Source organism: Xanthomonas floridensis (assembly GCF_001642575.1).
Lineage (GTDB): Bacteria > Pseudomonadota > Gammaproteobacteria > Xanthomonadales > Xanthomonadaceae > Xanthomonas > Xanthomonas floridensis.
Window position 1 is genome coordinate 37,852 of the sequence record NZ_LXNG01000022.1, and the last position, 13,907, is coordinate 51,758.

Sequence of the window (13,907 nt, forward strand, 5' to 3'; positions counted from 1 at the left end):
CGAGCGGCGATGAAGCGCGTGCCCTCACGTGAGGCGCCGAGCACCACCATTGACGACAGGCGTTCCGGTCGCAGCCCGCAACTGCCCTGCCAAACCGTCGCGACCTCACTTCAGCCAGTTAGGCATCGAAGATCGAAGCGGCAGGTTGTCATCCCGAACTCTTCCACGTATGGCGCTGGCACAGAGCACACGTGTGTGATCGCGCGATCAGGTGCGTGTGTGAATCCGTACAGACGGACAAAGACCGGCGATGCGACACACCACATGCAGCCATCCGTCCACTGCAAATCAAGCATTCGCCTCGATTTCATGGGACAGGCGCTATGGTCGGGGCTGTTATCGAGGAGTACCCCCACATGCGTAAGGGCATTGCATTGATTGTCGGCGTGACCGGCATTTCCGGTTACAACCTCGCCAACGTGCTGGTGGCTGAGGGCTGGACCGTCTACGGCCTGGCACGTCGGCCGCTGCCGCAGGACGGTGTCATCCCGGTCGCTGCCGATCTGCTGGACGCCGAAGGCACCCGCACCGCGTTGCAGGGCTTGCCGATTACCCACGTGTTCTTCTGTACCTGGACGCGGCGCGACACCGAGCGCGAAAACGTCGAGGCCAATGGCGCGATGATGCGCAACCTCTGCGAGGCCTTGAGCCATGCCCCGTTGCAGCATATGGCCTTGGTTACCGGCACCAAGCACTATCTGGGTGCATTCGAAAACTACGGTAGCGGCAAGGCGGAAACGCCATTTCGCGAAAGCGAGCCGCGCCAGCCGGGCGAGAATTTCTACTACACGCTCGAGGACCTGCTGTTCGCGAACGCCGAGCGCCACGGCTTTGGGTGGAGCGTGCATCGCTCGCACACCATGATCGGCATGGCCAACGGTAGCAATGCGATGAACATGGGCGTGACGCTGGCGGTCTATGCATCGCTGTGCAAGCACACCGGTCAGCCGTTCGTGTTTCCGGGCTCGCGGGCGCAATGGAACAGCCTCACCGACCTCACCGATGCTGGCCTGCTCGGTCGACAGCTGGCCTGGGCCGGACTCAGCCCCGCAGCGCGCAACCAGGCTTTCAACACCGTCAATGGCGATGTGTTTCGCTGGCGCTGGATGTGGGAGCAGATTGCGCAGTTCTTCGAACTCGATGCGGCGCCCTGCCCCGACGCGCCACAGCCACTGGAAGCACGCCTGACCGAGTCCGCGCCTGCGCTATGGGCCGAGCTGGCCGCCACACACGGCCTGGTGGAAGCGGACGTCAATCGGCTGGCCTCGTGGTGGCACACCGATGCGGACCTGGGCCGCGAGATCGAGTGCGTCAACGACATGACCAAGAGCCGCGAACTGGGCTTTGTGGATTTCTACGACAGCCGCGCCTCGTTCTTCGAACTGTTCACCCGGCTACGGGCGCTGCGCATCATTCCTTGATCTTGTTTTGAGTGTCAGCGCGGGTCTTCAATGGCCTGCGGTTGCTTCTTGCGCCGCCGTCGGGGGACCGACGGCGGCGCAGCACTCACACCGCCGAAGGCGCCAGTTCGCGCAGCTTGCCCTGATGCAGCTCCAGCACGCGATCCAGGCGGCGCGCCAGACCGCGGTCGTGGGTCACCAGCACCAGGCTGGTGCGCTGGGCGCGATTGAGCTCCAGCATCAGCTCGAACACCGTGCCGGCGGTCTTGTCGTCGAGGTTGCCGGTGGGTTCATCGCCGAGGACGCAGCCGGGGCGATTGACCAGGGCTCGCGCCACCGCACACCGCTGACGCTCTCCACCAGACAGCTCGCTGGGCTTGTGTTCGATGCGATGGCCCAAGCCGACCGATTCCAGCAGTTGCAGCGCCTGTGCGCGCGCAACCGCCACCTCCTGGCCCGACAGCAGTACCGGCATCATCACGTTTTCCAACGCGGTGAATTCCGGCAGCAGGTGATGGAATTGGTACACGAAGCCGAGCGCCTGGTTACGCAACTTGCCGCGCTGGCCGTCGGACAGCGCGGACATGCGCTGGCCTGCGACGTAGACCTCGCCGGAGGTCGGGATATCCAGCCCGCCCAGCAGATGCAGCAAGGTGCTCTTGCCCGCACCGGAGGCACCGACGATGGCCACCGTTTCGCCAGTCGCTACCGACAGATCCAGGCCGTCGAATACCGGTGTGCGCATCTTGCCTTCGGCATAGGTCTTGCCCAACGCCTCGGCGCGAATCACCAGATCGGATTGGTTGGGCTTTTGCATTCCCGATTCCCGCTTCGCGAATCCCGATTCCCGGATCTCATTCATAACGCAGCGCCTCCGCCGGCTGGGTCCGCGAGGCACGCCACGCTGGGTACAGGGTCGCCAGGAAACTCATGACCAACGCGACCACGGTGATGATCACCACGTCCTGCGTCTGCATGTCGGTCGGCAGGCCGGTAATGTAGTAGACGTCCTCCGGCAGCAGTTTGACGCTGAAAACCGCTTCGATCACGCCCAGGATGCGTTCGAGGTTGAGCGTCAGCACGATGCCGCCGATCACGCCCATGATGGTGCCCATGAAGCCGATCAGCGAACCCTGCACCATGAACACCTGCATCACTCCGCCGGGCGACAGGCCCAGCGTGCGCAGAATGGCGATGTCGGCCTGCTTGTCGGTCACCAGCATTACCTGCGAGGACACCAGGTTGAACGCGCCCATCGCCACGATCAGCGACAGCAGGATGCCCATCACGGTCTTTTCCATCTTCAACGAGTGATAGAGGTTGGCGTTTTCCTGGGTCCAGTCGCTGACGCGATACGGGCCGTGCAACTTGAGCGCAAGGTCGCGCGCCACGTTCCAGGCCTGGTCCATGTCGTGCAGGCGCAGCCGCACGCCGGTCACGCCGTCCATACGCAGCACGCGCCCCAGATCCTGCATGTTGACCACCGCCAGGCCGCGGTCGATCTCGTTGTAGCCAGCCTCGAAGATGCCGCTGACAGTAAAGCGCTTGAGCCGCGGCATTGCGCCCAACGGGGTGGCCTGGGTATCGCTGAGCAGCACGACGATGCCGTCGCCCACGTCCACCCCCAGCCACAGCGCCAGTTCCTTACCAATGATGATGTTGTAGGAGCCGGGCGTCAGGCTGTCGACCGACCCTTGCTGCATCTTCTTGGCCAGCACCGACACCTTGGCCTCTTCGGAAGGAATCACACCGCGCACGATGGCCGGTTGCTTGCGCGGGCCCTGCAGCAGTGACTCGGTTTCGATGTACGGCGCGGCGCCGGCCACACGCGGATCGGCCATGGCGACCTCGACCGCGTGCTGCCAGTCGCGCATCGGCGCACCTTCGGCACTGACCGTGGCATGCGCAGCCATCTGCAGCAGACGGTCGCGGATTTCCTTCTGGAAGCCGCTCATCACCGCCAGCGTGGTGATCAGCACGGTCACGCCCAGGGCGATGCCCAGGATCGATGCCATCGAGATGAAGGAGATGAAGCCATTGCGCCGCTTGGCACGCAGGTAGCGCAAGCCGATGGCAACCGGGATAGGTTTGAACATGCGGTTCAACCGGGAAAGGGACGCTATGGTGCCACTTGCAGCGCCCGGGACGAAATCGCATGTGCCTGTGCGGCCAGACGCAGTTCACGTCGCTGCGCTGCCGGCAGCGTATCCGGCCAGAAATGCAGCCGGCTGCGGCGGCTACCGCTGCCCCGCCAGGACACCACCGCAATCGGCCCGCGCCAGCATACCTGCATGTTCTCCACCCGCTCTCCGTCGACGCTGGCCGCCGCATCGCTCCATGGCACCACCAGCTCACGCAACGGCGAGCGCAACAGGCGGCGCAGCGACTGCATGCTGAGCAGCGCAGCATAGCCGGACAACACCAGCGCACCCCAGATCGGCGCGCCGCAGCGCCACACCGCGCACTGGGCCAACAGCGCCATCAGCACCAGCGCGCAGGCAAGTGCGCGCGAAGGCCGCCATTCAAGCCGGCATGGCGCGGATATCGGCGATGAGTGCGGCATTGTCGGCATCCGGGCAGGCCTCGTATCCCATGAACCAGCGCCACAACTTATCGTCTTCGCAATCCAGCAACTGTAGGAAAACCGCGCGCTCTGCCGCAGGCGCTTGCGCCCAGCGTCGGTCCAGATAGCGGCCGAACAATTGATCCAGCTCCCGCATGCCGCGCCGACAACGCCAGCGCAGCTTCTTCAGCAGTGTGTCTTCGTCCATCTCTTTCTCCACCCTGCCCTGCGGCAGGCCGAAAACGACAGCGGCACCTGACCAGGAGGCCGGTGCCGCTGCGAACCACATCCCGCGAGGCGGGACCGTATCGCCTTGCGATCAGGCGCGACGCGCCATCATCAGCTTTTTGATCTCGGCAATGGCCAGTGCCGGATTCAATCCCTTCGGGCAGGTGCGCGCGCAGTTCATGATGGTGTGGCAGCGATACAGCTTGAACGGGTCTTCCAGGTCGTCCAGGCGCGCACCGGTGTCTTCATCGCGCGAGTCGATGATCCAGCGGTAGGCCTGCAACAGGATTGCCGGGCCCAGGTAACGCTCGCCGTTCCACCAGTAGCTCGGGCAGCTGGTCGAGCAGCAGGCGCACAGGATGCACTCGTACAGGCCATCGAGCTTCTTGCGGTCCTCGGGCGACTGCAGGCGCTCGCGGTCCGGCGGCGCGGGGGTCTGGGTGCGGATCCACGGCTTGATCGAGGCGTACTGCGCATAGAAATGCGTCAGGTCCGGCACCAGGTCCTTGATCACATCCATGTGCGGCAGCGGGTAGATCGGCACCTCGGCCTTGCCACAGGCCGCAATGGCCTTGGTGCAGGCCAACGTATTGGTGCCGTCGATGTTCATCGCGCACGAGCCGCAAATGCCTTCGCGGCAGGAGCGGCGGAAGGTCAGGGTCGGATCGATCTCGTTCTTGATCTTGATCAGCGCGTCCAACACCATCGGGCCGCACTTGTCCAAATCGATCTCGTAGCTGTCGGTACGCGGATTGGCGTCGCCATCCGGATCCCAACGGTAGACCTTGAAGGTGCGCGTGTTCTTGGCGCCTTGAGCAGGGTAATGCTTGCCCTTGCCGATCTTGGAATTCTTGGGGAGGGTGAACTCTGCCATAGCTGCTCTCGTTGGCTCAGGCGACGCGCGGTGCGAGCGAAAACCGCACCGTGCGCATGAAATTGGAAACGATGGATGCCACCACCGATACGGTGGCGCGGCCGCCGACATGCCGCCGGCGCCGCGCCTGCGTCAGCCCTGCTCCGCACCGTGGGACCGCAACGTCCGGACGCACCAGGCGTTGGGTCGGTTGGGTGACTGGGGCGGTATCAGGCATCGGCATCGACGATCAGTACACGCGCGGCTTCGGCGGAACCACATCCACTTCCTTGCTCAGCGTGTACATGTGGACGGGGCGATATTCGAAATCGCACTTGCCCTTGTCGTCTACGGTGACCAGCGTGTGCTTCTGCCAGTTGACGTCGTCGCGATCGGGGAAGTCCTCGTGCGCATGCGCGCCACGGCTTTCCTTGCGCTGCTCGGCCGAGTTGATCGTTGCCACTGCGTTGAGCAGCAAGTTGTTCAACTCGTAGGTTTCGATCAGGTCCGAGTTCCACACCAGCGAACGGTCCGACACCTTGACGTCTTCGAAGGTGGCGAAAATCTCGGCCATCTTGTCCACGCCTTCCTTCAGCGTCTTGCTGGTACGGAACACCGCAGCGTCCGACTGCATGGTGCGCTGCATGTTGTCGCGGATCACCGAGGTCGGCGTGGAGCCGTTGGCATGGCGCAACTTGTCCAGCAGACCCAGTGCCTTGTCGCAGGCATCGGATGGCAGCGGCTTGTGCGGCTGGTTGGTCTTGACCGTCTCGGCGCACCGATTGGCCACCGCGCGACCGAACACCACCAGGTCGAGCAGCGAATTGGAGCCCAGGCGGTTGGCGCCATGCACCGACACGCAGGCCGCTTCGCCGATCGCGTACAGTCCAGGCACCACCGCATCCGGGTTATCACCCTGCTTGCGCACGACTTCGCCGTGGTAGTTGGTGGGAATGCCACCCATGTTGTAGTGCACGGTCGGCAGCACCGGAATCGGCTGCTTGGCCACGTCCACACCGGCGAAGATGTGCGCGCTCTCGGCAATACCGGGCAACTTGTCGTTGATCACTTCCGGGCCAAGATGGGTCAGGTCGAGCAGGATATGGTCCTTGTGCTCGCCGACGCCGCGGCCCTCGCGGATCTCGATGGTCATCGAACGCGACACCACGTCACGCGAGGCCAGGTCCTTGTAGTGCGGTGCATAGCGCTCCATGAAGCGCTCGCCGTTGCTGTTGCGCAGGATGCCGCCTTCGCCACGCACGCCTTCGGTGATCAGGCAGCCCGCACCGTAGATGCCGGTGGGATGGAACTGCACGAACTCCATGTCCTGCATCGGCAGGCCGGCACGCATGACCAGACCGCCGCCGTCGCCGGTGCAGGTATGGGCAGAGGTGGCGCTGAAGTAGGCGCGGCCGTAACCGCCGGTGGCCAGTACCACGCCGTGGGCGCGGAACAGGTGCAGCGAGCCTTCGGCCATGTCCAGCGCGAGCACGCCGCGGCAGACACCCTCTTCATCAAAGATCAGGTCGAGCGCGAAGTACTCGATCATGAAACGCGCGTTGTGCGCCAGCGACTGCTGGTACAGCGTGTGCAGCATGGCGTGGCCGGTGCGGTCGGCCGCGGCGCAGGTGCGCTGCGCGGACGGGCCTTCGCCGTACTTGGTGGTCATGCCGCCGAACGGGCGCTGGTAGATCTTGCCCTCTTCGGTGCGCGAGAACGGCACGCCGTAGTGTTCGAGTTCGATGATCGCCGGAATCGCTTCGCGGCACATGTACTCGATGGCGTCCTGGTCGCCCAACCAGTCCGACCCCTTGATGGTGTCGTAGAAATGGTAGCGCCAGTCGTCCTCGCCCATATTGCCGAGCGCGGCGGAAATACCGCCCTGCGCGGCCACGGTGTGCGAACGGGTCGGGAAGACCTTGGTCAGGCAGACCGTCTGCAGGCCTTTCTGGGCCAGGCCGAAGGTCGCGCGCAGGCCGGCACCGCCGGCTCCCACCACGACCATGTCGTACTTGTGTTCAGTGATCTTGTAAGCGGACATCTAATCTGGATTCCTGTTCTGTGCGCCCGATGACTCAGGCACCGCCCAGCGCGATGCGCGCCACTGCGAAAATGCTGACGATTGCGCCAAGCACGGCGATGAACTTCACCGTCGTCTGCAACGCCAGTGCCAGCAGTGAATTGTGGATGTAGTCCTCGAGCACGACCTGCAGGCCAAGCTGCGCGTGCCAGAACATCGCCACCAGGAAACCCACCAGCAACACGGCATTCCAGGGCCTGGCCACGGCCTCGACCGCGGTCGGGTAGTCGGAACCGAGCAGGCTCAGCACAAATACCAGGAACCAGATCGCCAACACCACCAGCGCAGTGGCGGTCAGGCGCTGCAGCACGAAATGCTCGGTGCCGGTCTTGGCGGCGCCCAGGCCGCGCACGGTCTTCAACGGGGTACGGTAACGGCTCATGCGGCGGCTCCGGTCAAGACATAGGCCCAGATCGCGGCGGTGATGACCAGGCTGGCGACCACCGAGGTCCAGCTGCTACGCACGAAAGCCGGGATGCTGAAGCCGTGACCGAAGTCCTGCACGATATGGCGGATGCCGTTGGACAGGTGATAGGCAAACGCCCATGACCAAGCAAACAGGAACAGCTGGCCATACCAGGCGCCAAGATGCTGGGTGAGGCACGACCAATGGTCCTGCCCGAGCATCAACACCAGCAGGGAGACGGCAATGACCAGCGCCCCTCCGGAAAGAATGACGCCGGTGGCTCGATGCAGGATCGAGGTCGCCATCTGGATCTGCCAGCGATATACCTGCAGATGTGGGGAAGTGGGACGTTCGCGGATCGCCATTCGCTGGGCTCGTTATCTCGGCTGGGCGGCACTAGGCCGCTGTGGCTAAAAGCTGCTCAAAAATCGATGCAGCGTCCATTTTTTTCCCAGTCGCCATAGCGCGTTGGCTCGGGGCCGTCGCGCCCACCGATCTCTTTGGGCAGGGGCTGCTTCTCGGGAATGTGCTCCTGAGAGGAAGGCTGCGTCTCGGAATCCTGCGATGGCGTGGGGGTTGGATGGCCTATCATAGTGGTCTCACAACGTTGCGATTTTAGTCCTCCCCTTCCGTGGCTGACAACCTGAATCTTATTCCGCAGGGTTTTGGCTCCCTGCACGACATGCAATACGTCCGCTTGATCGGGACGGATGCAGTGGCGTTCGCGCATGCGCAGTTTGCCAACGACGTACAGGCGCTGGCGATCGGGCAGTGGCAATGGAATGCGTGGTTGACGGCGAAGGGGCGCGTCATCGCCATCTTCGCACTCCTGCGTGAGGACGACACGCACCTGCTGATGCTGCTGCCCGATGGCAACGCGGCCGAGATCACCGCGCAACTGGGCCGTTTCGTGTTCCGGCGCAAGCTGAAGCTCGCGGTTGCCACGCCCGCAGCCTATGCCGGCTTCCAGGCGCCACGGCAGGCGCAAGGCGCGCAGGCGGCCATCACCGCGCAGCACATCGAACTGGATCTCGGTAGCAGCGCCCTGCCCCGCACGTTGTTGTTGCTGACGGGCGATACATTGGCTGCGCCTATCGATTTGCCCGGCATCGACGCCCAATGGCGACGCGCCGATCTGCAATTGGGCCTGGTGCGCCTGCCGGAGGCACAGCGTGAGCAGTGGACTCCGCAGCAACTGGCGCTCGACCGCCTGCAGGCCTTCAGCGTCAAGAAGGGCTGCTACCCAGGCCAGGAAATCGTGGCGCGCACGCATTTCCTCGGCAAGGCCAAGCGCGCAGTGCAACTGCTCGACACCGACACCGCCGTCGCACCGGGCGATGCGATCAGCCTGGATGGTGCCGAGGTGGGCAGCGTGGTCAGTGCCGCGGGCACCCTTGCCCTGGCCGTGCTGCCGCTGGAACTGGCGGTCGGCGATGGCATGGCATTGAAAGCCGGGGACGCCCCTGCCCGATTGCTGAAGATGACGCCCGGCCTGACCCGCTGAGCTGAGCTGAGCTGCTGCGACACCTGCTGAGCCCCACCCGCTGAGTGGGGCCGCGAGTTCGCGAACGGCTGCAATGGCAATCGACGCGGCCGGGCCTGCCTGGCGCAGCCGTCGCTGGCCCGCGGTGGTGCGGACCGACTCGCTCCGCCGCCAGCGCTGAGATGCCGGCGGCGTGAGGCCGTTCTCAGGCAGTCGCGTTTGTCAGGCGCTCGCCAGTGGCCGGGTCGAAGAAATGCAGCGCATCGCTGCGCAGCGCCAGGCGCAACGGCTCGCCGACCGCCGGCAAGGCCTGCGGCGCGACGCGAATCACCAGCGGCTGCCCACCGCGATCCAGGTTGAGGAAGATCTCGTTGCCCACCGGCTCGACGACCTCGACGCGCGCCTCGAAACCCAGCACCGGATCGCCGGACGGCTGCAGATGCTCCGGTCGCACGCCGACAATCACGTCCTGGCCGAACCAGCGACGATCCACCTGCGCAGCACCCAGCGGCACGCGCCAGCCATCGGCCATCACCAGATGCAGGCCGTCCTGCTCATCCAGCCGGCCCTGCAGCACGTTCATTGCCGGGCTGCCCAGGAAACCGGCCACGAACAAGTTGGCCGGGCGGTCGTATAGCGCCATCGGGCTATCGATCTGCTGGATCACGCCATCCTTGAGCACCACGATGCGCTGGCCCAGCGTCATCGCTTCGACCTGGTCGTGGGTGACGTAGATCATGGTGGTGCCGAGCTTGCGGTGCAGTTGGGCGATCTCGGTGCGCACGCTGTGGCGCAGCTTGGCGTCCAGGTTCGACAACGGCTCGTCGAGCAGGAATACCGACGATTCGCGCACCATCGCCCGCCCCAGCGCCACGCGCTGGCGCTGGCCGCCGGACATCGCCTTGGGCAGCTTGTCCAGCATCGGGGTCAGCCCGAGCAGCTCGGCAGCATTGTTGACCCGCTCGGCAATCACCTGCTTTGGATGGCCCCGCAGCTTGAGCCCGAAGGCCAGGTTCTCGGCCACGGTCATGTGCGGATACAGCGCATAGCTCTGGAACACCATGGCGATGTCGCGATCCTTGGGCGCCACGTCGTTGACCACGCGCTCGCCGATCTTCAACGTGCCCGCGCTGATGTCCTCGAGCCCGGCAATCATGCGCAGCAAGGTCGACTTGCCGCAGCCCGATGGCCCCACCAGCACCATCAACTCGCCATCGGCGACCTCGAAGCTCGCACCCTGCACTGCCACCTGGCCGTTTTCATAGACCTTGCGGACACCTTCCAACTGCACTTTCGCCATCGTTCGGCCTCAACTGTGTATGCGCCCTGCCCTCGGCCCTCCCGATGGCAATGACGACCGACCCATCTGCACGGAATGTTCCTGCAAACGAATGCATTGGTTTATTCTGACATGTAATCGTTTTCACATGGCAACATCGATTTCGGGAGGAATCATGCCGCAACCGACCCACGCTGCTGTTTCACGCGGCGTCAGCTGCCATGCGGAGCCGGTCATTCCACCACGCAGGGCAGCTATACCGCCGATGCGCTAACCGCTGACCGCCAGTTGCTGCAACAATCGGGGATTGGGCGTCAGCGTCCATCCCCCGCTGCGCGCACGCAAGTGCGGTGCAGGAACAGACGTACCGACCGCCGGCACCCCGGCGCCTTTCCGCCAAGCCGCTGATAACGATGTCCCCAGAATCCGAAACGCGATCCATGCACAACACCCTGATCCTGTTCGGCGCCACCGGCGATCTTGCCCAGCGCTATCTTTTCCCTTCCCTGCTGCGACTGTTCGTCGATGGCCTGCTGCCGGAAGACTTCCGCGTGCGTGCGCTGGCGTTGTCGCCGCACGACACCGAGGCGTTCCGCGAGGTGCTGCGCCCGCGACTGACCGAAGCGCTGCCGATCGCCACACCCGAGCAGATCCAGGCGCTGCTGCAGCGTATCGATTACCGCTCGGTGGACCTGCGCAATGCCGAGTCGGTGGCCGATGCGGTCCGCGAGCTGGCAAGCCGCCGCATCGTCAGCTACCTGGCGATTCCGCCCGGCCTGTACATCAGCACCTGTCAGGGCCTGGCACTGGGCGGCGCGCTGGCCGCACCGCACCGGCTGATGCTGGAAAAGCCGATCGGCCACGACTCGGACAGCGCCCGCGAGATCCTGCAGTCGATCGGCGCCTTGATCGACGAAGACCGCGTGTTCCGCCTGGACCATTACCTGGGCAAGGCGGCGGTTCAGAACCTGGTGGCGCTGCGCTTCGGCAACACGCTGCTCGAGGCGGTCTGGAACCGCACCTATATCGAATCGGTGCAGATCCTGGTGGCCGAAAGCGAAGGTGTGGACGGGCGCGATGCCTACTACGCCCGCTCCGGCGCGCTGCGCGACATGGTGCAGAGCCATATCCTGCAGTTGCTGTGCCTGGTGGCGATGGAGCCGCCGGCGTCGCTGGAAGCCGACCGCATCCGCGACGAGAAGGTCAAGGTGCTGCGTGCACTGCGCCCGATGACCGCCGAGCACGCCGCACATGACAGCGTGCGCGGCCGCTACACCGCCGGCACCATCAATGGCCAGCCCGCGCAGGCCTACCACCCGCCGGAAGGCAGCGACGTGGAAACCTTCGTCGCGGTGACCGCGCATATCGACAACTGGCGCTGGGCCGGGGTGCCGTTCCATCTGTGCACCGGCAAGCGCCTGGCCGAGCGCTCCACCCGTATCGTGGTGACGCTCAAGCCGGTGACGCATTGGCTGTTCGAGCGGCCCGACCGGCAGAATGCGGTGCCCAACCGCCTCACCTTCCAGCTGCAGCCGCAGGAAAACATCGAGCTGGGCCTGATGAGCAGCCTGGCCGGCCCGGAATGGGGCGCGATCGAACTGCAGCCGCTGGAGCTGGAGCTGTCGGTGCCTACCGGCCTGCATCGCCGCATCGCCTATGAACGCCTGTTCGTGGATGCCTTCAACGGCAACCCGGCGCTGTTCGTACGCGACGACGAGGTCAAGGCCGCCTGGGCCTGGATCGACAGCGTCAGCGATGCCTGGGCTGCGGCCCAACTTCCGCTGCAGCCCTACCCGGCCGGCAGCTGGGGCCCGGACACCGCTGCCCCGTTCCTGCCTCCCGCCACCGACGCACAGGGAAACAACGCATGACCGCTCCTTCCAAGCCGGTGCTGGTTGCCGATATCGGCGGAACCAATGCGCGTTTTGCGCTGGCCGACGTCGACGCCTCGGTACCGTTGCTGGACGACACCTCGCGCGAATTTGCGGTAGTGGAGTTCGCCTCGCTCGGTGAAGCGGCCCGGTACTACCTCGACCAGATCGGCGTACAGGCCACCAAGGGCGTGTTCGCGGTGGCCGGGCGGGTGGATGGCGACGAAGCGCGCATCACCAACCATCCGTGGGTGATCTCGCGCACGCGCACCGCCAGCATGCTTGGTTTCAGCACCCTGCACCTGATCAACGACTTTGCCGCACAGGCCATGGCGATCAGCCTGCTGCGTCCGCAGGACGTGGTGCAGGTGGGTGGGGCCAGCTGGCGGCCGGCGTCGATCGATCAGCCGCGCAACTACGGCGTGATCGGCCCGGGCACCGGGCTGGGCGTGGGTGGCCTGATCATCCGCAACGGACGCTGTTTCCCGCTGGAAACCGAAGGCGGCCACGTCAGCTTTCCGCCGGGCACGCCGGAAGAGATCCGCGTGCTGGAAATCCTTTCCGAGCAATTCGGCCGGGTCTCCAACGAACGCCTGATCTGCGGCCCGGGCCTGGTCAATATCCACCGTGCGCTGAGTGAGATTGCCGGGGTCGACCCGGGTCCGCTGGAGCCCAAGGACATTACCGCGCGCGCAGCCGCAGGCGACCCGCGCTCGGCACGCACCATCGACCTGTTTTGCGCCATCTTCGGTGCGATCGCCGGCGACATGGTGTTGATGCAAGGTGCCTGGGATGGCGTGTTTCTTACCGGCGGGTTGGTGCCCAAGGTGCTGGATTCACTGCAGCACTCCGGCTTTCGCCAGCGTTTCGAGCACAAGGGCCGGTTCTCCGCGATCATGTCGAAGGTGCCCTCGCTGGCCGTCATGCATCCGCATGCCGGACTGCTCGGCGCGGCCGCATATGCCGTGGATGCCGAACGGCAGCATCCAGGAGAACAGCGATGAGCCTGCAGGACGACCCGCGCATCACCCTGGTGCGTTACGACGACCCGGCCGAATGGACCGAGGCGGTGGCCAGCGAAATGGCCGACCTGCTGGAACAGGAAATCTCGCGTCGCGGGCAGGCACGCATGCTGCTCTCCGGCGGGACCACGCCTGCGCCGGTCTACGAATCGCTGGCACATCGTCCGCTGGAGTGGTCGCGGGTCGAAGTGGGCCTGGTGGATGAGCGCTGGCTCTCGCCGCAGGACCAGGACAGCAACGCCTGGCTGGTGAATCACAGCTTCCTGACCCACGCGCCAGCGGCGACCTTCATCCCGCTGGTTCGCCCTGGCAAGCAACTGCCCGAATGCGTGCACACCGCCAACCTGCAGGCCACGCATGCCGAGCCGGCCTGCCTGGCGGTGCTGGGCATGGGCGGCGACGGCCATACCGCCTCGCTGTTCCCCGGCTCGACCGAGCTGCCGAAAGCGCTCGCCAGCCCACAGCCGTACGCGTCGCTGGATGCCACCGGTTGTCCGGGCGCCAATCAATGGCCGCTGCGCATCACCCTGACCCCTGCCGGGCTGGCACCGATCCCCAGCCGCCTGTTGTTGCTGCGCGGCAAGCAGAAGCTCGACGTCCTGACGGCGGCGCTGGCCGGCGATGACATCAGCCAGTATCCGATCCGCGTGGCCTTGCAGCAGCCCGGCCCCAGACTGCGTGTGCACTGGTGTGCCTAATACGCAGCGCGGTTGCCGTTACGG

General features: G+C 65.1%; 15 protein-coding genes. 5 read left to right on the top strand and 10 right to left on the bottom strand.

Annotated elements, in window-relative coordinates:
• Positions 1-356: 356 nt before the first annotated feature.
• Positions 357-1,421: an SDR family oxidoreductase gene (locus A7D17_RS13360; RefSeq protein ID WP_064509540.1), complete on the top strand. Its 1,065-nt coding sequence runs from the start codon at positions 357-359 to the stop codon at positions 1,419-1,421.
• A gap of 85 nt (positions 1,422-1,506) precedes the next feature.
• Here A7D17_RS13360 and lolD read toward each other — a convergent pair whose 3' ends face one another.
• The 9 genes from lolD to A7D17_RS25110 all read right to left on the bottom strand — a co-directional run bounded on the left by lolD (position 1,507) and on the right by A7D17_RS25110 (position 8,260).
• The gene (gene lolD, locus A7D17_RS13365) at positions 1,507-2,217 is read right to left on the bottom strand and encodes a lipoprotein-releasing ABC transporter ATP-binding protein LolD (protein ID WP_161946547.1); all 711 of its coding nucleotides are present in this window, start codon (positions 2,215-2,217) and stop codon (positions 1,507-1,509) included.
• 37 nt (positions 2,218-2,254) lie between these two features.
• A complete protein-coding gene (locus A7D17_RS13370) occupies positions 2,255-3,496 on the bottom strand; it encodes a lipoprotein-releasing ABC transporter permease subunit (protein WP_029219950.1) in 1,242 nt (413 codons plus the stop codon).
• A 23-nt stretch (positions 3,497-3,519) separates the two neighbouring features.
• The gene (locus A7D17_RS13375; RefSeq protein WP_064509542.1) at positions 3,520-3,972 is read right to left on the bottom strand and encodes a protein YgfX; all 453 of its coding nucleotides are present in this window, start codon (positions 3,970-3,972) and stop codon (positions 3,520-3,522) included.
• A complete protein-coding gene (locus tag A7D17_RS13380; protein ID WP_014507842.1) occupies positions 3,923-4,171 on the bottom strand; it encodes an FAD assembly factor SdhE in 249 nt (82 codons plus the stop codon). Before A7D17_RS13380 ends, A7D17_RS13375 begins: the two co-directional genes overlap by 50 nt.
• Before the next feature lie 111 nt (positions 4,172-4,282).
• A complete protein-coding gene (locus A7D17_RS13385) occupies positions 4,283-5,065 on the bottom strand; it encodes a succinate dehydrogenase iron-sulfur subunit (protein ID WP_029219952.1) in 783 nt (260 codons plus the stop codon).
• Between the two features lie 229 nt (positions 5,066-5,294).
• Positions 5,295-7,085, bottom strand: a complete 1,791-nt coding sequence (sdhA, locus tag A7D17_RS13390) for a succinate dehydrogenase flavoprotein subunit (RefSeq protein WP_064509543.1) — start codon at positions 7,083-7,085, stop codon at positions 5,295-5,297.
• 34 nt (positions 7,086-7,119) lie between these two features.
• Positions 7,120-7,506, bottom strand: a complete 387-nt coding sequence (sdhD, locus tag A7D17_RS13395) for a succinate dehydrogenase, hydrophobic membrane anchor protein (protein ID WP_064509544.1) — start codon at positions 7,504-7,506, stop codon at positions 7,120-7,122.
• Positions 7,503-7,895 (bottom strand): succinate dehydrogenase, cytochrome b556 subunit, encoded by a 393-nt coding sequence (gene sdhC, locus A7D17_RS13400; RefSeq protein WP_064509545.1) that lies wholly within the window; start codon positions 7,893-7,895, stop codon positions 7,503-7,505. The genes sdhD and sdhC overlap by 4 nt, the downstream gene beginning before the upstream one ends.
• A gap of 56 nt (positions 7,896-7,951) precedes the next feature.
• Positions 7,952-8,260: a DUF1674 domain-containing protein gene (locus A7D17_RS25110; RefSeq protein WP_228961328.1), complete on the bottom strand. Its 309-nt coding sequence runs from the start codon at positions 8,258-8,260 to the stop codon at positions 7,952-7,954.
• Between A7D17_RS25110 and ygfZ the strand changes: the two genes are divergently transcribed.
• Positions 8,162-9,034, top strand: a complete 873-nt coding sequence (ygfZ, locus tag A7D17_RS13405; protein WP_064509546.1) for a CAF17-like 4Fe-4S cluster assembly/insertion protein YgfZ — start codon at positions 8,162-8,164, stop codon at positions 9,032-9,034. The genes A7D17_RS25110 and ygfZ overlap by 99 nt on opposite strands.
• A gap of 184 nt (positions 9,035-9,218) precedes the next feature.
• Here ygfZ and A7D17_RS13410 read toward each other — a convergent pair whose 3' ends face one another.
• A complete protein-coding gene (locus A7D17_RS13410) occupies positions 9,219-10,313 on the bottom strand; it encodes an ABC transporter ATP-binding protein (RefSeq protein ID WP_064509547.1) in 1,095 nt (364 codons plus the stop codon).
• Positions 10,314-10,732: 419 nt separating this feature from the next.
• On the opposite strand from A7D17_RS13410, the gene zwf reads away from it, so the two are divergent.
• From zwf to pgl, 3 genes are read left to right on the top strand one after another with little or no spacing between them, the layout of a single operon-like run.
• Complete coding sequence (zwf, locus tag A7D17_RS13415; RefSeq protein WP_064509548.1) at positions 10,733-12,163, top strand: glucose-6-phosphate dehydrogenase; 1,431 nt, start codon at positions 10,733-10,735, stop codon at positions 12,161-12,163.
• The gene (gene glk, locus A7D17_RS13420; RefSeq protein ID WP_064509549.1) at positions 12,160-13,167 is read left to right on the top strand and encodes a glucokinase; all 1,008 of its coding nucleotides are present in this window, start codon (positions 12,160-12,162) and stop codon (positions 13,165-13,167) included. The genes zwf and glk overlap by 4 nt, the downstream gene beginning before the upstream one ends.
• Positions 13,164-13,883 carry a 6-phosphogluconolactonase gene (gene pgl / locus A7D17_RS13425; RefSeq protein ID WP_064509550.1) on the top strand — a complete coding sequence of 240 codons (720 nt, stop codon included), beginning with the start codon at positions 13,164-13,166 and terminating at the stop codon, positions 13,881-13,883. Before glk ends, pgl begins: the two co-directional genes overlap by 4 nt.
• The last annotated feature ends 24 nt before the right edge of the window (positions 13,884-13,907 follow it).